We start from the raw sequence: 19,417 nt of genomic DNA, 5'->3' as shown, positions 1-19,417 counted from the left end.
TCGTCGTCGCAGATCCGACGCGGCTCGGCGGAGGTGTCGACGCCCGGCCGGACGTTATCGCCGAGTGCTGCGCGTGTTTCGATTGGGTATAGACATTCGCAATGTGTAGGTCCTTGTGTCACAACGTGAAAGGGTCGGTCAGTGTGAACGTTTCGCGTGCGGTATCGCCCGATTCGCCCACCCGACTTCGACGACGCGTGCCGCATGCGAGCCTCGGGCAGTTCACTTTCGTCATGGCGACCGGCATTGTGTCGACAGCAATCCACAATGCGGCGTCGCTCGGTAGTGGCACATACTCGGCTCTGTCCGATCTCATTTCGGCGATTCTCTTTTTTGCGGCAGTCGTCGGATATGTCGCGTTGACCGTGTTCACCATTGCCGGTTGGTTCACTGGTGCGGGCGTGGTCAACGAGGTGCGGCATGAGATCGCGACCGACGGTTTCACCGTGTTGGCGTTTACCGCGGCGAGCGGGGTGCTTGCGGCGCGATCGTTAGCGGCGGGAAGTACCTGGGCCGCAGTCACATTTGCTGTCGTCGCACTGGTGTCGTGGGTGATCCTCGGCTACACGGCGGTGATCGCCGCGTTTTTCAGCGCCGCACAGTCGCGGGAGCATCCCCCGGCGCCGACGACCCCGCTGCCCTGGACACACGTCAACGGCACCTGGTTTCTGATGGTCGTCGGAACCCAGTCGATTGCCGTCGCATTCGGGGCGCTCGCGGCCAAAGAGCGTGTCGACTGGTATGCGGTCGTTGCCGCACTGTGGTGGGGGACCGGTGTGCTGATACTGGTCGTGATGGCGGTGCTGGTCGCCGCGCGACTGATCATCATCGGCCTGTCGGCGGACGACGAGGTCGCCCCCTACTGGGTGTTCATGGGTGCAGGGGCGATTTCGGTGCTCGCCGGTGCAGAGGTTCTCGGGGCGGGCGCCATGCAGCGGCTGGTCTCGCACGACGTCGTCGGAACGCTGTGTTTGATGGGTTGGATCTTCGGGACCTGGTTGATACCGCTGCTCGTCGCACTGATGATCTGGCACGCGCGTAGGCCGGGTACGCATTCGGGATTTCGCACCGCGTTGTGGTCGATCGTGTTCCCCATCGGCATGTGGGGCGTGGCCAGCAGACAGTTGGGGATCGCCTGGCAGGTCTCGTGGATCAAGACCATGGGTACCTGGGAGGCGTGGCTGGCGCTGCTGATCTGGGTGATCGTCTTCGTCGGGATGCTGCGATGGTGGTGGCGATGGCTCTCGGCACGACGTTCGGAGGCTAGTTCGCCAGCACGGTGAGGAGTACCGCAGAGTCCTCGTTGGCGCGGAGATTGTGTCGGGCGTCGGGAATGGTGATGAGGTCGCCGGTCATGCCGTGCCATTCGTCGTCGCCCGCGGTGAGCGTCACGTCGCCGCGGAGCACCTGAAGCGTCGCTTCGCCTGGGCTCTGGTGCTCGCCGAGTTCGGTGGAGGCCGCCAATGCGATGACGGTTTGGCGAAGGTGCCGCGCCGAGTTGCCGTGCAGCGTGTGCCCGGCGCGGCGACTGTGCGCGTCGCGCGCCGTGGCGATGAGTTCGTCGACGAGGGCTGGAAGTCGCGTGGTGTCCATGTCTCACGATGGCACGCCACGCCCGGCGGTGGGTGGCATTGGAGGCCGCGCCACCGCGGACTCGGCAGATGCTCATGCGGCCCTAGTCCAGGGACGCGCGCGCGATGGCGATCACCTCGTCCTCGGTGGGCGGACTCTTCGGGTGGTAACTCAGACACAGCCGGGTGTCGACTTTGACGAAACGGCCGCCGTCGACCGCGGTGTAGAACGTTCCGGTCGATAGTCGGCCGACGTCGGGGATCGGACTTCCCTTGCTGTTTGCCAACTCCTTGGCAGCTTCGATCTGGTTCGGGTGGTTCAATCTTCCGAAGAGCTGAGTCGACGCGTTGCCGCTGACGCGGCCGTGGATACCCTTCGGGGCCTGAGTCGCAAAGATCAACCCCAATCCGTACTTGCGCGCCTGCGAAGCCAGCGCCAACGTGCTGTGCGTCGCCGTCGTGACGCCCTGCGACGGTGCGTAGTTCTGCGCCTCGTCCATCACCAAGATGCCGCCAAGGGGGCGATCGGAGGCAGGGTGCTTCTTGATCCACGCGAACAACGACATCTGCAGTTGCCCGACGAAGTTCGCGACGCGCGACTCGCTTCCGAGTCCCGCGAGGTTGATGACCGACACGCGGGCGCGATAGCCCGGCGATGGGGTGAGCAGCAGACCCGGGTCGGCAGGTGTCGCGGCTTCGTCCAGCAACGGGTCGTTGGCCATCGACGCCTTCAGATTCTCCGCCAAATCGATCGCGAGGCGCGGAGCGTCTGCGAGATTCGACACCCCGTCGGGTAGTTCGGACAGCAAGGCGACGAAGGACGGCAGGCTTCCACCGCCGCGACGACCGAAGTACACCATCGCCTGTCGCAACACCGCCTCGTAGCGTGATGCGCGCGCGCCGCGTTCGGAGGGGCGCGCCTTGGGGAGGAGCGCGCCGACGGCAGAGTCGACCGCCGCGAAAAACTCGTCGGAATCGGTTTCCAGCGAGGCGAATTCGGGCAGCGGACGAAAGCTCAACGGTCGACCGGAGCGCCGCCCGGGGGTGAACACAACAACCTCTGTGTCGGCGAAATAGCGGTCGGCCGCGGCGCGGTCGGTTGGACTCCATTCCCGCGTGCCTTCAGGCCAGGGCATCCCGAGTCGTGCGAGGTCGTTGTTGATGTCCAGGACTATCGACGAAACACCCTGCAGAGCTGCCTCTTCGACGATGCGTCGAATGAGTACGGTCTTTCCGGAGCCGGAACCCGCGAAGATGGCGGCATGCTTGCGGAGCGACTCCAGCGGAGCCTCAACTGGTTCGCCGTCGACTGATCGAACACCGATCGGCAGCACGTCGACTGCGCGGTGTTCACCGGACGAACGGAACTCGGTGGCAACAGGACTCGCCTCGTCAGGCGTGATCGCTACCGCGCAGGAAGCGGCGTCGGTCTCGGCTGCGTGGGCTCCCGATGATGCACCCTGCGGCGTCTCCACCTTCGGCGTCTCGACCTCCGTGGCGAGGGCCTTGGTCAATCCGGGTGTGAGAATCTCTGCGAGGAAGCCGATCTCGGCTGCCGGTGCACGATCGACGATCCAGTCGTGCAACTGCGCTGGTCGCTCGGAACGCAACTGCGCCAATGCCATGAGTCGTCGGATGTCGTCGTCTGTCCAGGCGATCACCCGACCGCCGCGGCGATGCAGTTCGTCGACCAACTGTGCGGTTTTGGGTCCGGTGGGCCACGGCTGGCGCCTGAGCACCACCAGGGTGCGCTCGACCTCGCCGAGGCTAAGTCCCGAGGCGATGTTGGCGTTGGTGAGGCGGGACTGGACCGCGCGGGGGTGTGTGGCGGCAAGCGCGCGGAAGCTCCACGATTCTTCGGACTCTGTCGCGGGGTCGATGACATGACTGATTCGCCCGTGCAGCAAGGCTTTTGCCCCCGGCTTGGGGTCCTGATACCAATTGCCTGCCCCGCTGGGTAGGGCTTCGATCCACGCGCCGAGTCCGGCCTGCAGCAAATCAGGGACGACGACATCCTCTGTGGCGTGGTCAAGGGCGGCGGCAGGGTTGGCTTGCTCGATCAACTCGCGATACCGCTTCTCGATCGCGCCGACATCTGTTGTCGCCGAATGCGTATCGCTCACGGAGGGGATGTCGGTCGACTGCTCACGAGCATTGTCGGTGGCTGGGCGCGTCGGGGTGTCGGTGTCGTTCAACGTTGTGATCGTCGTGAACGTGCCGCTGCGCAGCATCGCCGCAACCTGCCGGTCGACGGCCATCATGAGTTCGCGCGGGGTGTATCGCTGTGCATCGGCGAGCGCTACGTCGTCGACAGGCCAATGTGTTTGGGGTGGTGTGAAGTCGATCTCGGCGAAGCCGGGTGCGAAACGTTTGGCGAGGAGCTCACGCGCGAAGTCGTCCGACGACGGCCGCTGCAGCATCGGTGGCTTTCGGAAGCGCTCGACTGCGGAGCGCATCACCCTGCTCTCCAGATGTTCCCAGGCCGCCGTGATGCTCGAGACAACAGTTGCCGTCCGACTCATGTTCTCGCGCAACGCCATCAAACCGTGAGCCACCTGATTGACCACTGAGTTCTCGTCCGCGGCGGTCGACCATCCCGCTTCGATGAGCGTGTCGATCTGGTCGACGCCCAGTACTGCCGCGGCATCGAACGCGACGATGCGGGAGATGTTTTGGACCATCTCTTGGTAGCCGAGCGTCGCGTTGCGGATACCCCACTCGGCCAACTCGTCTGCGTCGTCGACATCGAGGTGTAGAAACGCCTCGCCGAGGTCTCTGGCGTCGTAGTCCTGTGACGCTGTCAGTACCAGCGCCCGCAAGATGTGCTGCGACCGTCGGCGATGGGGATGGTTTCGATACACGCCCGCCACGAACTCTTCGAGTGCAGAAGCGGTGAGCGTCGCCTCACCGACGACTGCTGCACGCGTCGACTCCGACACGTCGGCTTCTCGGGCAAGGTGGTCGAGAAGTTGTGCGAGCTGGGTTGGATGTGTCGGGCTGGGGCGATTGAGACTCTCGAGCACCGCGACCGTGACCGACTTCCAGAAGTCGCTGCCGTCGAGCAATCTCACCAAGAAGAAGTAGCCGCCCCGCTCCTGCACGCGCTGACGGATCTGTCCGAGAAGGTGCGTCTTGCCCGAGCCCGCTACGCCGCGGATCACCACGCCGATGGGGCTGGCTGACTTCGACCGCTGAGCGTCGGCGAAGCTACGCATCGTCTCGTCGGCGACCTGCTCGTGCAAGCCGGCGACGTGGTAGGTGCCTGACGTGCCCCACACGTCGTCGGGGGTGTCGGCCCAGTCGAGTCGGATCGACTCGAGTGCCTCGCGAATGTCGTTGTCCATCAGTCCTCCTCGACTGCGAACAGGTGGCACGGTTGTGTGCCGACCACAACGGCCGCAGCTCGGTCGGTCTCGCTGAGACGGGCCCGGTCGTCCTGAGGGATCAGACTGATACCCGGGCGGTCCTGCAATTCGAGGATCGCGGCGTTGAACTCGGAATGGCCGACGTCGGGTAGCGCGGAACGGAGTGCCGCGACGTCGACGAGCGCACCGCGCTGATGAGCCAACGACTCGTATGTGGCAATGATGCGGGCGCCGATGTTCGCGGCCTTCGACGACGCGGGCGGCGCGGCCTCGACGACGGGGCGCGGACGGCCGAAGACTTCGTACAGTCGGAAGTCTTCGGCGTCGAGATGACGCCCGATTGCGTTGAGGACGGCATACAGCGCGCGGATCGGGGGCAACGAGCGGTCCGGAGGCCCTGCACGCAATTCGTCTGCACACCAAGCCCATCCGCGGTCGGTGAGCGAGTGGTAGAGCGCATTGCGCTCGCCTTTGCGCGACTCGATCAGGCCGTGTTCGGTCAACTTCTGTCGTCCGGGCTTGTCGAGGTTGGGGCCCAGCTCGCGTAGGCGAGGAGTCGACAACTCCGTGGACTCCGCCATGAGGACGAAGAGCACCGCGCTTTGGCTCGGTGTCAGCTTCGGGTGGTCCACTGTGACTCCTTCAGATCAGGTCCAGGCGCAGTAGGCGAGCTGGGTGTCGGATGGTGATGGGTGAGGACTTCGTGCAGCTCCGCGACGACTGACGACGTGTCGCCGAGAACCTGTTCGTTGGTGTAGCGGAGTACCACGTAGCCGTGCCGCTGCAGCATATTGTCGCGGCGGCGGTCACGGGCGTACTTGTCGGCTCGACGATGGTCGGGGCCGTCGACCTCGACAATGACTCGCGCATCCGGCCATAGGACGTCGACTATCGCGACTCCCGACAATGCGGCGAGATCGGTGGGGCAACGATTCCAGCGACGCCCGGCTGCCCAATCATGTTGGGACAGAACATATTCGAGTGCCTGCTCTGCCGCGCTGTGCGGAGCTGGAGCGCCCGTCGGCCGGGAGACGATCAGAGTCGGTCGCAGCGGGTCGGTCGGGACGGGAACGGTTGATGAGGCGACCCCGAGGCGCAGCACAGGTACTCGGCGCACCACGGGCAATGCGTCGGCGGTGAGCCAGACGGTCATGTTGGCATGCTCCGCGAGCCACGCACATGCCGACGCCGCGGTGCGCTGCGCATCATCGGGCAGCGCGCTACTTGCCCGCACGGCGAGCACCACCTCGGGGCGACCATAGAAGTGGCGTAGCAATGCGACGAGCACGGCCGCGCGTTGTTCAGGAATTGCGGATGGCGTCGTGCGTTCGTTCGCGGCGCCCGCCCGCGCGAGCGGTACCACCACGGCAGTCGACAGGCCGACGTCGGCGCACAACTGCCGGGCCAGCGTCTCTGCGTCGTCGACGTCGAGTCGCTCACCGGATGACCTGCCAGGTAGCCAGGCCGGGAACAATGTGATCAGCGCCGATTCGAGCGCCTCGAGGATCTCGGTGGCGACCTGCCGTGCGCTCCGTTCATCGGGGCCGCGGTAGTCCAAGATCACCGGCAGTTCCGGTGCTACGGCGTCAGCGAGGTCGTCGATTGCCGGGCCGTACACGTCCGCGAGGCGGACGACCCGTCCGGGACGGATCGCGTGGCCGACCGGCGGTGGCGTATCACTGTCGGCGTGAGTCATCGGACGTGAATATAGCTCCCGCGACCGACGGGTGTGCGGCGGCGGTGCGGTGCGTGACAGCGGCGATCAGCCGGCCGCCCGCTCGACGGTGAGGAGGCTCTCGGCGCTGTGTTCGGCGTGGTAGGCCGCTTCGCCGCCGCGGACACCGAACAGCCGCTTGCTCCAGATGAGCCAGACGACCGCGGCGACGTTGACGGCGAGCAGCAACACCTTGAACACGGTCACCTTCTCGACGAGTTCGTACACCTCGAGCGGGATGAAGATGCTGGTGACGATCACCGCGAAGTACTCGCCCCAGCGTTTGGCGAACCACAGGCCGTACGCCTCGACGAACTGGCTGATTCCGTAGGCGAGCAGCGCGCAGCCGACGAGCACGATGGTCGCGCTCGACAAGGTGGTCGCCTTCTCGATCCACTGCACGACCTTGGAATCGTCGATGTTCCAACCGATCTGGTCGGCGATCGGTTTGAGCAGCGGCATCTCGGCGTCGAACTTCTCGTGCAGCGTCTGTTGACTGTTGCGCAGTTCGATCACGAATATGCCTGCGATGACGAGAAAGATCCCGCGGATCAGGCGCTCGACGGCGAGCAGTCGCATGATGATCAGGTCGCGCAGCAACCGACCACGCGGAACCTCCGGGGCATGGTCGGCGGGCCCGCTGTTGCGAGGTGAGCCGAGGGCGTAATCGCCGCAACGCAGGCATCGCCACGCGTCGCCGGCGCTGGTCTCGGTGTGCAGATGATCGGCGAGATCGGGCTCGTCGGGGCGGTAGGTCTCGTGACCGCGCAGGCCGCAGGAGATCAGTTCCCAATTCACCGAAGCAGCCTAGCCGTCGACGGCAGGTGGGTCACGACGCCGCGGCGATCTCACCCGGTTGACCGACCTCGCGCGTCGTATCGCCGCTTACTCCGACGCTCGCCGCGTACAGCAGGTCGCGGAAGTCGCCGACGACCGGACGCTCGGATGACCACACCATCCGAATCCAGGAGGTGTGCGGCGTGATGTCGAGATCTACCGCGACGAGCTGGCCGGCAGCCGACGTGGCGCCAACGGCGAACTTCGGGGCCATCACCACCCCGAGGCCGTTGGCAGCCCAACTGAAGGCGACAACAAGGCTCGGCATGGGTTCCATCGGTTCGGGCAGCATGTTCTCGACGCCGAGGTGTGTCGCGCATCGTCGTGGGCCGCTCAGGATGTGTTCGCCGACAAGGTCGGCGATGGTGAGGCGCTCGTGTCGAGCAAGCGAATGGCCCGATGCCATCGCGATTGCCGTGGTGACGGGGACCAGGTCGGCGTAGGAGACGTCTGTGCGCTGAGTCGCGGGCAGGAGCCAACGGTCGGCCGCGTCGTCGTGCATGTCGAGTACGAGTCCGACGTCGGCGCTCCCAGACGCCACCGCGTCGACGACGCACGTCGGGTCAATGAGGGTGTCCACGGCGACGGTTCCACCGGGGACCCGGTTGCCGAACTCGCGCAGAATGCCGGGGATCTGCGTGGCGACCATGTGTTCGGTGCTCGCGATACGCAGGGGCGTGGCCGTGGCTGCAATGGTGACCGAACGACCGAGTCTGGCCCAGCGGTCGAGGAACTCGGGGCCCTGGGCGGCCAGTACGAGTCCGGCGTCGGTCAGGCGCATACCGCTCGGCGAGCGGTGATAGAGCTGCACACCGAGGTCGCGTTCGAGCACCCTGATCTGTTGCGACACCGACGACGGGGCCAGGTCGAGGGCGGCCGCGGTGCCGAGGACGGTGCGATGCTCGGCGACCGCGAGAAAGGTCCGTACGTGTCGAATCTCCATGACTGCTACTCCTCGTTTGGGGCCGGGAGGCATGACGCATCGGATGGTGTTCGGAAAAACCGCACACCGACTGCATCTATTCCGGTCGATCGACGTCGGGTGTCGGCAGCATCCTGATGCCGTGCCAACGACAACTCGCGAACCCTCCAGATCCCGACGCCGCTCGGGCGAGGTCATGCGCGGTCGCACCCTCAGCAACGTCGGTGTCTCACTCGGCTACCTGTTGGTGCTGGTCGACTCGACGGTCCTCAACGTCGCGCTGCCGGACATCGCCAGGTCACTGGGTGGCAGTGTTGCGGGACAACAGTGGGTCGTCAGCGCCTACCTGGTCACCTTCGGTGCGCTGTTGCTGAGTTCCGGGGCGATCGCCGATCGCTACGGCGCGCTGCGCACGTACCGGGTGGGCGTTCTCGCGTTCGTGCTCACGTCGGTGTTGTGCGCTCTCGCTCCGACGTTGCTGATCCTCATCATCCTGCGCGCATTCCAGGGCGCTGCCGCGGCACTCATCCCGGGGACGACGCTGGCACTGATCGGGAGGATGAATCCCGAACCAGCCGACCGGCATCGCGCCATCGGGCTCTACGCACTGGTCACCGGGTGCGGTTTCGCGGCAGGACCGACCGTCGGTGGAATCCTCATCGCCGCAGGCGGATGGCGGTGGATCTTCTTGATCAACGTGCCGGTGGGAATTCTCGCGCTGGCCTGGAGTCGATACTTTCCGGCTGACTCGAGGGCACGCGACCGTGGTGCGCGACTCGATATGCGCGGACAGCTACTCGCGGTGGTGTTCTTCGCGCTCGTGGTCGTCGTCATCATCGAAACGGGGGAGCGATCCTCGATCGCGGCGTGGGCGCTGATCCCGACGGTGTGCGCGGCCGGACTGCTCTACTGGTCGGATCGACGAAGCGCCGCCCCGGCGATTCCCGTGCGTCTGCTCCGTATTCCGTCGATCCTGCGAGGAACGTTGTTCGGCTTCACGATTCAGGTGGTGATGGCGTCGACGCTGTTTGTCGCGAGTCTGTATCTGATCAACGCACGCGGGCTGTCGCCATTGGGTGCGGGACTCGTCCTCATCGCCTACACGTTCGGGCCATGTGTCCTCGGCCCGGTTGTGGGGCGCGTGGTCGCCGCGCGTGGGCCGCAGTTGCCGGCGTTGCTGGGCCAGTCCGCGGCTGTGGTGGGTTCTGTCGCGATCGCGGTGGTGATGTTCGTAGGCGGACCACTGTGGGCGCTGATCGTGACGATGCTGGTCGCCGGAACGGCGTTACCGCTGGTGATCGTGCCGATGACCGGGCTCATCGTCGCGGGTGCTCCCGCGGGATCCGCGGGTACGGCAGGCGGCTTGTTCAGCGCGTCGCGTCAGCTCGGAGGGGCCTTTGGTGTCGCGGCACTCGGCGCGGTGTTGGCGTCGGTTGGCGGAGCCGACGGCGCCGGGTGGGCGATGATGGGTGCGGCCGTCGTGGCGGGGATGGCGCTGCTGGGTATGGTCGTGCGTCCGCATCGAACGCGGTGACTCAGGACCGCTGCGGGCATCGATTTGGGTCTGGCCAGCCGATTCTCTACACTAGAACGGTTGCCTGTGCACCTTCGCGTGTCCGCACTCGGGTCACGGCTACAACTGAATAGTCTCCGGTGCTGGCGAAATGCCTAGGGCACCGGCGGCGAGAACCTATTCACTATCCACTTCGTGGAAGGCCCACCGCAGGTCACAGGAGAAATCCTGATGATCGGCGCTGCATGGGAACCGCTACGAGAAAGGTTGACGGTCAACCATGACCATGACTGACCCGATCGCAGACTTCTTGACACGTCTGCGTAACGCCAATTCGGCGTTCCATGACGAGGTGACCCTCCCGTCGTCGAAGCTCAAGGTGAACATCGCCGAGATCTTGAAGCGCGAGGGCTACATCACCGATTACCGCACCGAAGATGCGGAGGTCGGAAAGAACCTCGTCGTCGCCCTCAAGTACGGCCCCAGCCGTGAGCGCTCCATCGCAGGACTGCGCCGCGTGTCCAAGCCGGGTCTGCGGGTGTACGCAAAGTCCACCAACCTGCCCAAGGTCCTGGGCGGCCTCGGCGTGGCCATCATCTCCACGTCGTCCGGTCTGCTCACCGATCGCCAGGCAGCCAACCAGGGCGTGGGCGGCGAAGTCCTCGCCTACGTCTGGTAAGGGGAGGTAAGCACAATGTCGCGTATCGGTAAGAATCCGATCGAGATCCCCGCGGGCGTCACCGTCTCCATCGACGGACAGACGGTCACCGTGAAGGGACCCAAGGGCGAGCTGAGCCACGTTGTCACCAGCCCCATTCAGGTGGCGCAGGAAGACAACACCATCGTGGTGACCCGCCCCAACGACGAGCGTCGTAACCGTGCATTGCACGGTCTGAACCGCTCGCTGGTTGCCAACCTGGTCGACGGCGTCACCAAGGGCTACACCACGAAGATGGAAATCTTCGGTGTCGGCTACCGCGTCGCAGCCAAGGGTCGCGACCTCGAGTTCGCGCTCGGTTACAGCCATCCCGTGCCGATCGAGGCTCCCGAGGGCATCACTTTTGCCGTCGAGTCGCCCACCAAGTTCTCGGTGTCGGGTATCGACAAGCAGCAAGTCGGCCAGATCTCGGCGAACATCCGCCGCCTGCGTCGTCCCGACCCGTACAAGGGCAAGGGCATTCGCTACGAGGGTGAGCAGATCCGTCGCAAGGTCGGAAAGACGGGTAAGTAAGCCATGAGTGATACAGCAACCAAAACTGTCCGCAAGCCCATCGGCAAGGACGTGTCGACCCGACGTCGCACCGCGACCGGCAATCGTCACTTCCGCCTTCGCAAGAAGGTCAGCGGAACGCCGCAGCGTCCGCGTCTGGCCGTCAAGCGCAGCAGCCGTCACATCCACGTGCAGCTGATCGACGACCTCGCGGGCAACACCCTCGCAGCAGCGTCGACCATCGAGGCTGACGTGCGTGCATCCGGTGGCGACAAGTCGGCACAGGCCCGTCGCGTCGGCGAACTGATCGCCGCTCGCGCCAAGGCCGCAGGTGTCGAGGCCGTCGTCTTCGACCGTGGTGGCAAGAACTACCACGGCCGTATCGCCGCGCTCGCCGACGCCGCCCGTGAGGGAGGCCTGCAGTTCTGATGATGACCAGCAACAACAGCAAGACCAACATGACCGGAGGGAACCTCTGATGCCCGGACGTCAGCGTGACGGCGGAAACGGACCCGCCGGTAACGACAACAACAACCAGGGCGGCAACGACCGCCGCGGTGGCCGCGATCGTCGTAACGACCGCGGACGCGATCGTGACCAGGAGCGCAACCAGCTCGAGCGCGTCGTCACCATCAACCGTGTGTCCAAGGTGGTCAAGGGTGGACGTCGGTTCTCCTTCACCGCTCTCGTGGTCGTCGGCGACGGCCAGGGCATGGTCGGTGTCGGCTACGGCAAGGCCAAGGAAGTTCCGGCCGCGATCCAGAAGGGCGTCGAAGAGGCTCGTAAGAACTTCTTCCGCGTTCCGCTGATCGCAGGCACCGTGACCCACCCGGTTCAGGGTGAGGCTGCTGCCGGTGTCGTGATGCTGCGTCCGGCCAGCCCCGGTACCGGTGTCATCGCCGGTGGCGCGGTGCGTGCCGTGCTCGAGTGCGCGGGCGTGCACGACGTGCTCGCCAAGAGCCTCGGCTCCGACAACGCGATCAACGTGGTCCACGCGACCGTGGCCGCACTCAAGATGCTGCAGCGTCCCGAAGAGGTCGCCGCACGTCGCGGTCTGCCGATCGAAGATGTGGCGCCGGCCGGTATGCTCCGGGCGCGCGCAGGCCAGGGAGTGTAAGACATGGCACAGCTGAAGATCACCCAGGTGAAGGGCACCATCGGTGCCAAGAGCAACCAGCGTGACAGCCTGCGGACCCTTGGACTCAGGGGCATCCGCCAGACCGTCACCCGCGAGGACACCCCGATCAACCGCGGTTTGATCAACGTGGTTGCACACCTCGTGACAGTCGAAGAGGTTTAAGAGCAATGACCATCAAACTCCATCACCTTCGCCCCGCTCCGGGCGCGAAGACCGAGAAGACCCGTGTGGGTCGCGGTGAGGGGTCCAAGGGTAAGACCGCCGGTCGCGGCACCAAGGGCACCAAGGCACGCAAGAACGTGCCTGCAGCCTTCGAGGGCGGCCAGATGCCGATCCACATGCGGTTGCCGAAGCTCAAGGGCTTCACCAACCCCAACCGGGTCGAGTACCAGGTCGTCAACGTCGGCGACATCGCCAAGCTGTTCCCGCAGGGCGGCACCATCGGCGTCGACGAGCTCGTCGCTGCCGGTGCGGTTCGCAAGAACCAGCTGGTGAAGGTCCTCGGCGACGGTGAGCTGAGCGTCGCGGTCAACGTGACCGCGAACAAGTTCACGGCGTCGGCCAAGGAAAAGATCGCCGCTGCCGGTGGCAGCACCATCGAACTGTAAGAAAGTTCGTTTCTGACCACAGCGGACGGCAGCACTGTTCTGCCGTCCGCTGTGGTGCCAGCGGGCTGGTTCGTCGAACTCGGCGGTGTGCGTGCACTCGCAACGCGCGTCGAGTCGGGCGAGCCGGCCGAAAACTTCAGGTGGAGCGGTCCCGGAGAAGTGCCGGTCGTGGCAGCCGGTAGAGTTTCTGGCGTTGCCGCACAACGCAACCACCGATCAACGTCGATTGCCGAGCACGTGGGGTGGGGTCCGCCTGGGCCCCCGAACAACCCGAGCGTGGTCGTTCCTAGGAGGAGTTAGTGCTTTCCCCCCTCGTCGCGGCCATTCGGACGCCCGATCTGAGGAAGAAGATCCTCTTCGTCATCGGCATCATTGTGCTGTATCGCCTGGGCGCGACGGTCCCGTCGCCCGGCGTCGACTACAAGACCGTGCACGCCTGCATCGACCGCATCAACAGCGGTGGCGGCAATCAGGTCTACTCGCTGATCAACCTGTTCTCCGGTGGAGCGCTGCTGCAGCTCTCGGTGTTCGCGATCGGCATCATGCCCTACATCACCGCGAGCATCATCGTGCAGCTGCTCACCGTGGTCATCCCGCGGTTCGAGCAACTCCGCAAGGAGGGCCAGTCCGGTCAGGCCAAGATGACGCAGTACACCCGCTACCTCACGGTGGCGCTGGCACTGCTCCAGTCGACCGGCATCGTCGCGCTCGCCGACCGCGGCACCCTGCTCCCGCAGGAGTGCGGCAACGTTCTCACCGATCAGTCGATCTTCGGTCTGTCGATCATCGTGCTCGTCATGACCGCAGGCGCCTGCCTCGTCATGTGGTTCGGCGAGCTGATCACCGAGCGCGGCATCGGCAACGGAATGTCGCTGCTGATCTTCGCGGGCATCGCCGCTCGCATCCCCGCCGAGGGTCGCGCGATCCTCACCAGCCGTGGCGGCTTGGTCTTCGGTCTCGTGTGCCTCGCGGCGCTGATCATCATCGCGGGCGTGGTCTTCATCGAGCAGGGCCAGCGTCGAATCCCGGTGCAGTACGCCAAGCGGATGGTCGGCCGGAAGATGTACGGCGGGTCGTCGACCTATCTGCCGCTGAAGGTCAACCAGGCCGGCGTCATCCCCGTGATCTTCGCGTCGTCGCTGCTGTATCTGCCGCAGTTGATCGTGCAGCTGACCAAGAGTTCCGACGGCACCGAGTCGGGCTGGCAATCGTGGGTCTCGCGGTACCTCGCCGACCCGAGTAGCTGGGTGTACATCCTGGTCTACTTCGCCATGATCATCTTCTTCACGTACTTCTACGTCGCTGTCACCTTCAATCCCGAAGAGCGCGCCGACGACATGAAGAAGTACGGAGGGTTCATCCCGGGTATCCGTCCCGGCCAGCCGACGGCTGATTACCTGGGCTACGTACTGAGCCGCATCACGCTCCCGGGTTCGATCTATCTGGGTATCATCGCTGTACTGCCCAACCTCTTCCTCGAGATCGGTAACAGCGGGGGAGTGCAGAACCTGCCATTTGGGGGCACCGCCGTGTTGATCATGGTCGGCGTGGGTCTGGACACGGTGAAGCAGATCAACAGTCAATTGATGCAACGCAAGTACGAAGGATTCCTGAAGTGAGACTTGTTTTTCTCGGCCCCCCCGGCGCTGGTAAAGGGACTCAGGCGGAACTGCTGTCGGAAACGCTCGGCATTCCGCACATCTCCACCGGTGACCTGTTCCGCGCCAACATCTCTCAGGGCACTGCCATCGGCATCGAGGCCAAGAAATACCTCGACGCAGGCGACCTGGTGCCACCGGAGATCACCGTCGACATGGTCCGCGCACGGCTCAACGAGCCCGACGCGTCGAAGGGCTTCATCCTCGACGGCTTCCCCCGTTCGATCGAGCAGGCCGAGGCGCTCAACTCGATCCTGGCCGACCTCGACACGAAGCTCGACGCTGTCGTCTCGTTTGTCGTCGACCCCGACGTCGTCGTCGAACGGATGCTCGCGCGTGGTCGCGCCGACGACACCGAAGACGTGATCCGTAACCGCATGGCGGTGTACGACAAAGAAACCGCGCCGCTGCTCGAGTACTACGGTGACCAGGTCAAGACCGTCGACGCCGTCGGCGAGGTCGACGAAGTGCACCAGCGTGTGCTGAGCGCGCTCGGCGTCAAGGTCTCTTAGGTATCGATCTGCGATGAGGCTCCGTAAGACCAAACGTGTTCCGTTCCGCAGCCCTGGCGAGCTCGACGCCATGGCTGCGGCGGGAGCCGTTGTGGGGGAGGCGCTCGTCGCGGTTCGCGACGCAGCTAAGGCCGGGGTGAGCACCCTCGAGCTCGACGAGGTGGCCGAGTCGGTGATCCGCGGCGCGGGTGCGGTCCCGTCGTTCAAGGGTTATCACGGGTTCACCGGCTCGATCTGCAGCTCCGTCAACGACGTTGTGGTGCATGGCATCCCGTCGTCGACCGTTGTGCTCGCCGAGGGAGATCTCGTCTCGATCGACTGCGGCGCCATTCTCGACGGCTGGCATGGCGACTCCGCATGGACCTTCGGGGTCGGCGAACTCTCGCAGGCCGACCAGGACCTCTCGGACGCGACACGACTGTCGATGGAGGCGGGCATCGCGGCAATGGTCGACGGCGCGCGCCTCACCGATATCTCGCATGCCATCGAGACCGGAACCCACAAGGCGGAGAAGACCTTTGGCCGCGGCTTCGGCATCGTCGACGGTTACGGCGGGCACGGCATCGGGCGCGAAATGCACCTCGACCCGTTCCTCCCGAACGAGGGCGATCCCGGGCACGGTCCGTTGTTGGTGATCGGCTCGACGCTGGCGATTGAGCCCATGCTCACGCTCGGCACCACCGACACCACCGAGCTCCCCGACGGCTGGACCGTCGTCACCGACGACGGCTCTTGCGCGGCCCACTGGGAGCACACCGTCGCCGTCACCGCCGACGGCCCGCGCATCTTGACGCAGCGCCCGGCCTGACTCTTCCGGCTGGCCCGTTCTTCCGTCGCCCATTCTTTCCGGTTGCCCAGACGCTCGGTTTCCGCGCCTGTGGGCAACCGCAAGTAGGCCCGGGTTCGGGCGCGTTCATGTTCCATTCATGAGACGTGGTCCACGTGACACCTTCCGGACGTCGACGGGCAATCATCTCGTTCGCAATCCGTAAGATCGGGGCTGAATACTGCCCGGGTGTCGTCAGTCAACGAGCGGGTGCTTCCGTCGTCGCGCGCCCGGTCGTGGCGTAGCTACGCGCTGTTCATCGCGCTTGTAGCGCCCAATCTGGTGCTGCTCGGTGTCTTCACGTATCGCCCGCTCATCGAGAACATCCGAATGTCGTTCTACGACTGGAACATCTCGTCGCCCGGCGCCGACTTCATCGGCGTCTCGAACTACACGGAATGGTTCACGCGCGCCGACACCTGGACCATCGTCGTCAACACCGTGATCTTCACCGTTGTGGCGGTGGCGGGCAGTATGGCGCTGGGACTCGCGTTGGCGCTGTTGCTCGACCGGAAGCTGCGTGGCCGAAACCTGTTGCGATCCATTGTGTTTGCGCCGTTCGTACTCTCCGGTGCCGCGGTGGGAATCGCGTTTCAGTTCGTGTTCGATCCGAGCTTCGGCTTGATCAACGACCTGATGCACCGCCTGCACCTCGGGTCGGCACCGGACTTCTACCAGCAACCACACTGGGCGCTGTTCATGGTCACGGTGACCTATGTGTGGAAGAACCTGGGCTACGCGTTCGTGATCTACCTCGCCGCGTTGCAGGGGAAGCGAATCGACCTCGACGAGGCAGCGGCGATCGACGGGGCCAGCCGCTTCACCTACTTCCGTCGCGTCCTGCTGCCGCAGCTGCGTCCGACGACGTTCTTCCTCTCGATCACAGTGCTGCTCAACTCATTACAGGTCTTCGACATCATCAACGTGATGACCCGTGGAGGCCCGCTCGGCAACGGCACCACGACGATGGTCTACCAGGTCTACGAGGAGACGTTCCGGAATTTCCGCGCCGGCTACGGTGCGACGGTCGCAACGATCATGTTCGTCGTGCTGCTCGTTGTGACCGTCGTGCAGGTACGCGTGATGGATCGGGCACAGGCATGAGCGACGTCGTCGTGGCGGAGTCCACGACATCGGACAACGCGTCGTCGACGAGTCCCGTTGGTGTCGAGCAGCGCGCAGCGGCGTACGCACGGCGCAAACGCGTTGCGACGGTGTTCGGTTACCTCGCGATGGTCGTCGTGGTGCTGCTGGTCGCGCTTCCGCTCGTGTGGATTCTGTTGGCGTCGTTCAAGGATCGGTCGGAGATCTACGTACAGCCCGCCGTGTGGTGGCCGTCTGTGTGGCATCCGGAGAACTACCGCGAGGCGACGACGTCGGTTCCGTTCTGGGACTTCATGCGGAACTCGTTGATCGTGACGTCGATCCTGGGCGTCGTGAAGTTCGCGCTCGGCGTGCTGAGCGCGTATGGGCTTGTGTTCCTACGGTTTCCGTTCAAGAACGTGGTGTTCATCGTGATCATTGCCGCGCTGATGGTGCCGAACCAGATCACGTCGATCACGAACTATGCGTTCGTCGCACAGCTCGGACTGCGCAATACGTTCCTCGGCATCATCCTGCCGCTGGCGGGCGTCGCCTTCGGAACGTTCCTGATGCGCAACCACTTTCTGTCGATACCGCACGAGATCATCGAAGCCGCCCGTATGGACGGCGCCGGGCACTTCCGGCTGCTGACCCGTGTGGTGTTGCCTCTGTCGATCCCGACGATGGTTGCCTTTGCGCTCATCACGCTCGTCAACGAGTGGAACGAATACCTCTGGCCGTTCCTGATGGCCGACGACTACACCGTCGCCACGCTGCCCGTCGGGCTGACGCAGTTGCAGAACAACGACGGCCTGACGAACTGGGGCCCGGTGATGGCCGCGACGGTGCTCGCGATGCTGCCGATGCTCGTCGTCTTCCTGCTCCTGCAGCGCCACATGATCAAGGGCCTGACCTCCGGGGCGGTGAAGGGGTGATCTCGACAAGCTCGATCAGCGAGGTGAGCTCGATCAGCGGGGTGAGCTTGATCAGCGAGGTGAGCTCGATCAGCGCAGGTGTCGAAACCACCTGCGCGACAGGCAGAGAACGATAACCAGTGGGGAACAGGAGCACACGAATGCACGAGTTGTCTCGCCGCGGTTTTCTCGCGGCAGGTGTCACGTTGGCGGCGGGCCTGGCGGTATCGGCCTGCGCGGGATCGGGGAGTTCGGAGGGGTCCGACGGCGGGGGTGACGCAAACAACCTGACCTTCTGGTCGAACCATCCGGGCAAGTCGACGGCCGTCGAGAAGGAGTTGATCTCGCGCTTCGAGAAGGCCACCCCGGGCATCAAGGTCCAATTGGTCGACGCCGGAAAGAACTACGAAGAAGCCGCGCAGAAGCTCAACGCCGCACTCTCGGGCGGATCGTTACCGGACATCATCATCCTGTCTGACGTGTGGTGGTTCAACTTCGCGCTCATCGGTGCGATCGCTCCGCTCGACGACCTCTTCGGCCAGGCGGGTGTCAACACCTCCGACTACGTCGATTCGCTTGTGGGCGACTACAAGTGGAACAACAAGACGTGGGCGCTGCCGTACGCGAGGTCGACGCCGCTGTTCTACTACAACGCCGACGTCTGGAAGCAGGCGGGACTGCCGGCTCGCGGGCCGCAGAGTTGGCAGGAGTTCGACGAGTGGGGTCCGCGTATCCAGGGTGTCGTCGGTGGCGGTAAGCAGGCGCACGGCTGGGGCAATGCTGTTGATTACCTCGGGTGGACGTTCCAAGGTCCCACCTGGACCTTCGGTGGTGCCTACTCCGACGAGTGGAACCTGAAGTTCACCGATCCCAAGACGATCGAAGCCGCCAACTACTTGAGCGAGTCGATCAACACCAAGCGATACGCGAAGATATCCAACGACATCGCAGGCGATTTCAGCGCCGGCATCATCGCTTCGACAGTGGCGTCGACCGGCGACCTGTCGGGAATCACCAAGAATGCCAAGTTCAACTTCGGCACAGCGTTCCTGCCTGCTCCCGACGGGACGATCGGTTGCCCGACCGGTGGTGCCGGCCTGGCGATCCCGGCACGGATCTCCGACGCGCGAAAGATCAACGCGCTGAAGTTCATCAACTTCATCACCGACACCGACAACACGGCGTACTTCTCGCAGAACGTCGGGTACATGCCGGTCCGGAAGTCGGCGCTGAGCGACCCGTCGATGGTGGCCTTCCTCGACAAGAACCCCAACTTCAAGACGGCGATCGATCAGTTGCCGAAGACCAAGCCGCAGAACTACGCTCGCGTCTTTGTGCCCGGCGGCGACAAGATCATCGGTACGGGGTACGAGAAGATCGGACTGCAGAACGCCGATGTGAACGACACCATGGCCGACGTGAACAAGCAGATCCAACAGATCTACGACACCCAGATCAAGCCGAAGCTGCCGAAATGATCAGCAGCACAGGCGATATGGACAAGGCCACCATCGACGCACCCACTGTCGACTCGCCCAATATCGAC

The 19,417-nt window shown here is 64.5% G+C and carries 20 protein-coding genes; 14 read left to right on the top strand and 6 right to left on the bottom strand.

Features of this window, described 5'->3' with window-relative positions; all coding sequences use genetic code 11:
• Positions 1–101: 101 nt before the first annotated feature.
• The gene (locus tag A5785_RS04785) at positions 102–1,283 is read left to right on the top strand and encodes a tellurite resistance/C4-dicarboxylate transporter family protein (RefSeq protein ID WP_269449589.1); all 1,182 of its coding nucleotides are present in this window, start codon (positions 102–104) and stop codon (positions 1,281–1,283) included.
• On the opposite strand, the gene A5785_RS04780 is transcribed toward A5785_RS04785, so the two are convergent.
• The 6 genes from A5785_RS04780 to A5785_RS04755 all read right to left on the bottom strand — a co-directional run bounded on the left by A5785_RS04780 (position 1,264) and on the right by A5785_RS04755 (position 8,430).
• On the bottom strand, positions 1,264–1,593 hold the full coding sequence (locus A5785_RS04780) for a cupin domain-containing protein (RefSeq protein ID WP_064864750.1): 330 nt from the start codon (positions 1,591–1,593) through the stop codon (positions 1,264–1,266). The two genes, A5785_RS04785 and A5785_RS04780, sit on opposite strands and share 20 nt — an antisense overlap.
• A gap of 82 nt (positions 1,594–1,675) precedes the next feature.
• A complete protein-coding gene (locus A5785_RS04775; protein WP_064864748.1) occupies positions 1,676–4,915 on the bottom strand; it encodes a helicase HerA domain-containing protein in 3,240 nt (1,079 codons plus the stop codon).
• Entirely contained in the window at positions 4,915–5,568 is a 654-nt protein-coding gene (locus tag A5785_RS04770) for a MarR family transcriptional regulator (RefSeq protein WP_082946530.1), read from the bottom strand. Before A5785_RS04770 ends, A5785_RS04775 begins: the two co-directional genes overlap by 1 nt.
• Entirely contained in the window at positions 5,550–6,632 is a 1,083-nt protein-coding gene (locus tag A5785_RS04765; protein WP_064864746.1) for a DUF559 domain-containing protein, read from the bottom strand. Before A5785_RS04765 ends, A5785_RS04770 begins: the two co-directional genes overlap by 19 nt.
• A 66-nt stretch (positions 6,633–6,698) precedes the next feature.
• On the bottom strand, positions 6,699–7,448 hold the full coding sequence (locus A5785_RS04760) for a DUF2127 domain-containing protein (protein ID WP_064864744.1): 750 nt from the start codon (positions 7,446–7,448) through the stop codon (positions 6,699–6,701).
• Positions 7,449–7,479: 31 nt separating this feature from the next.
• Positions 7,480–8,430 carry a LysR family transcriptional regulator gene (locus A5785_RS04755; protein ID WP_064864743.1) on the bottom strand — a complete coding sequence of 317 codons (951 nt, stop codon included), beginning with the start codon at positions 8,428–8,430 and terminating at the stop codon, positions 7,480–7,482.
• Between the two features lie 121 nt (positions 8,431–8,551).
• On the opposite strand from A5785_RS04755, the gene A5785_RS04750 reads away from it, so the two are divergent.
• From A5785_RS04750 to A5785_RS04690, 13 genes are all read left to right on the top strand, one after another.
• The gene (locus tag A5785_RS04750; RefSeq protein WP_197500795.1) at positions 8,552–9,943 is read left to right on the top strand and encodes an MFS transporter; all 1,392 of its coding nucleotides are present in this window, start codon (positions 8,552–8,554) and stop codon (positions 9,941–9,943) included.
• Positions 9,944–10,202: 259 nt separating this feature from the next.
• Positions 10,203–10,601 carry a 30S ribosomal protein S8 gene (gene rpsH / locus A5785_RS04745; RefSeq protein ID WP_005208388.1) on the top strand — a complete coding sequence of 133 codons (399 nt, stop codon included), beginning with the start codon at positions 10,203–10,205 and terminating at the stop codon, positions 10,599–10,601.
• Between the two features lie 15 nt (positions 10,602–10,616).
• Positions 10,617–11,153 carry a 50S ribosomal protein L6 gene (gene rplF, locus A5785_RS04740; protein ID WP_005208387.1) on the top strand — a complete coding sequence of 179 codons (537 nt, stop codon included), beginning with the start codon at positions 10,617–10,619 and terminating at the stop codon, positions 11,151–11,153.
• A gap of 3 nt (positions 11,154–11,156) precedes the next feature.
• Positions 11,157–11,561 (top strand): 50S ribosomal protein L18, encoded by a 405-nt coding sequence (gene rplR / locus A5785_RS04735; RefSeq protein WP_005208386.1) that lies wholly within the window; start codon positions 11,157–11,159, stop codon positions 11,559–11,561.
• A gap of 49 nt (positions 11,562–11,610) precedes the next feature.
• Positions 11,611–12,249: a 30S ribosomal protein S5 gene (gene rpsE / locus A5785_RS04730; protein ID WP_064864741.1), complete on the top strand. Its 639-nt coding sequence runs from the start codon at positions 11,611–11,613 to the stop codon at positions 12,247–12,249.
• Positions 12,250–12,252: 3 nt separating this feature from the next.
• Entirely contained in the window at positions 12,253–12,432 is a 180-nt protein-coding gene (gene rpmD / locus A5785_RS04725) for a 50S ribosomal protein L30 (RefSeq protein WP_005208385.1), read from the top strand.
• A gap of 5 nt (positions 12,433–12,437) precedes the next feature.
• Positions 12,438–12,878: a 50S ribosomal protein L15 gene (gene rplO / locus A5785_RS04720; RefSeq protein WP_005208384.1), complete on the top strand. Its 441-nt coding sequence runs from the start codon at positions 12,438–12,440 to the stop codon at positions 12,876–12,878.
• A gap of 299 nt (positions 12,879–13,177) precedes the next feature.
• Positions 13,178–14,497, top strand: a complete 1,320-nt coding sequence (secY, locus tag A5785_RS04715; protein ID WP_064862191.1) for a preprotein translocase subunit SecY — start codon at positions 13,178–13,180, stop codon at positions 14,495–14,497.
• Positions 14,494–15,048 carry an adenylate kinase gene (locus A5785_RS04710; protein ID WP_005208382.1) on the top strand — a complete coding sequence of 185 codons (555 nt, stop codon included), beginning with the start codon at positions 14,494–14,496 and terminating at the stop codon, positions 15,046–15,048. The genes secY and A5785_RS04710 overlap by 4 nt, the downstream gene beginning before the upstream one ends.
• Before the next feature lie 13 nt (positions 15,049–15,061).
• Positions 15,062–15,856, top strand: coding sequence for a type I methionyl aminopeptidase (gene map / locus A5785_RS04705; protein WP_005208381.1), 795 nt, complete (start codon positions 15,062–15,064; stop codon positions 15,854–15,856).
• A gap of 207 nt (positions 15,857–16,063) precedes the next feature.
• Positions 16,064–16,978: a carbohydrate ABC transporter permease gene (locus tag A5785_RS04700; protein ID WP_005208380.1), complete on the top strand. Its 915-nt coding sequence runs from the start codon at positions 16,064–16,066 to the stop codon at positions 16,976–16,978.
• A gap of 128 nt (positions 16,979–17,106) precedes the next feature.
• Positions 17,107–17,892 (top strand): carbohydrate ABC transporter permease, encoded by a 786-nt coding sequence (locus tag A5785_RS04695; RefSeq protein ID WP_231894511.1) that lies wholly within the window; start codon positions 17,107–17,109, stop codon positions 17,890–17,892.
• Positions 17,893–18,032: 140 nt separating this feature from the next.
• Complete coding sequence (locus A5785_RS04690) at positions 18,033–19,349, top strand: ABC transporter substrate-binding protein (RefSeq protein ID WP_064864739.1); 1,317 nt, start codon at positions 18,033–18,035, stop codon at positions 19,347–19,349.
• Positions 19,350–19,417 lie beyond the last annotated feature (68 nt).

Origin of the sequence: Gordonia sp. 852002-50395_SCH5434458, assembly GCF_001665905.1 — a bacterium.
GTDB lineage: Bacteria > Actinomycetota > Actinomycetes > Mycobacteriales > Mycobacteriaceae > Gordonia > Gordonia jacobaea.
This window is presented reverse-complemented; position numbering and strand designations above follow the sequence as displayed.

Excerpts from the sequence above, each read along its gene's own strand:
- A5785_RS04785 (WP_269449589.1), top strand. The coding sequence starts at position 102 with ATGTGTAGGTCCTTGTGTCACAACGTGAAAGGGTCGGTCAGTGTGAAC.
- A5785_RS04780 (WP_064864750.1), bottom strand. The coding sequence starts at position 1,593 with ATGGACACCACGCGACTTCCAGCCCTCGTCGACGAACTCATCGCCACG.
- A5785_RS04775 (WP_064864748.1), bottom strand. The coding sequence starts at position 4,915 with ATGGACAACGACATTCGCGAGGCACTCGAGTCGATCCGACTCGACTGG.
- A5785_RS04765 (WP_064864746.1), bottom strand. The coding sequence starts at position 6,632 with ATGACTCACGCCGACAGTGATACGCCACCGCCGGTCGGCCACGCGATC.
- A5785_RS04755 (WP_064864743.1), bottom strand. The coding sequence starts at position 8,430 with ATGGAGATTCGACACGTACGGACCTTTCTCGCGGTCGCCGAGCATCGC.
- rpsH (WP_005208388.1), top strand. The coding sequence starts at position 10,203 with ATGACCATGACTGACCCGATCGCAGACTTCTTGACACGTCTGCGTAAC.
- rplF (WP_005208387.1), top strand. The coding sequence starts at position 10,617 with ATGTCGCGTATCGGTAAGAATCCGATCGAGATCCCCGCGGGCGTCACC.
- rplR (WP_005208386.1), top strand. The coding sequence starts at position 11,157 with ATGAGTGATACAGCAACCAAAACTGTCCGCAAGCCCATCGGCAAGGAC.
- rpsE (WP_064864741.1), top strand. The coding sequence starts at position 11,611 with ATGCCCGGACGTCAGCGTGACGGCGGAAACGGACCCGCCGGTAACGAC.
- rpmD (WP_005208385.1), top strand. The coding sequence starts at position 12,253 with ATGGCACAGCTGAAGATCACCCAGGTGAAGGGCACCATCGGTGCCAAG.
- rplO (WP_005208384.1), top strand. The coding sequence starts at position 12,438 with ATGACCATCAAACTCCATCACCTTCGCCCCGCTCCGGGCGCGAAGACC.
- map (WP_005208381.1), top strand. The coding sequence starts at position 15,062 with ATGAGGCTCCGTAAGACCAAACGTGTTCCGTTCCGCAGCCCTGGCGAG.
- A5785_RS04695 (WP_231894511.1), top strand. The coding sequence starts at position 17,107 with ATGGTCGTCGTGGTGCTGCTGGTCGCGCTTCCGCTCGTGTGGATTCTG.
- A5785_RS04690 (WP_064864739.1), top strand. The coding sequence starts at position 18,033 with ATGCACGAGTTGTCTCGCCGCGGTTTTCTCGCGGCAGGTGTCACGTTG.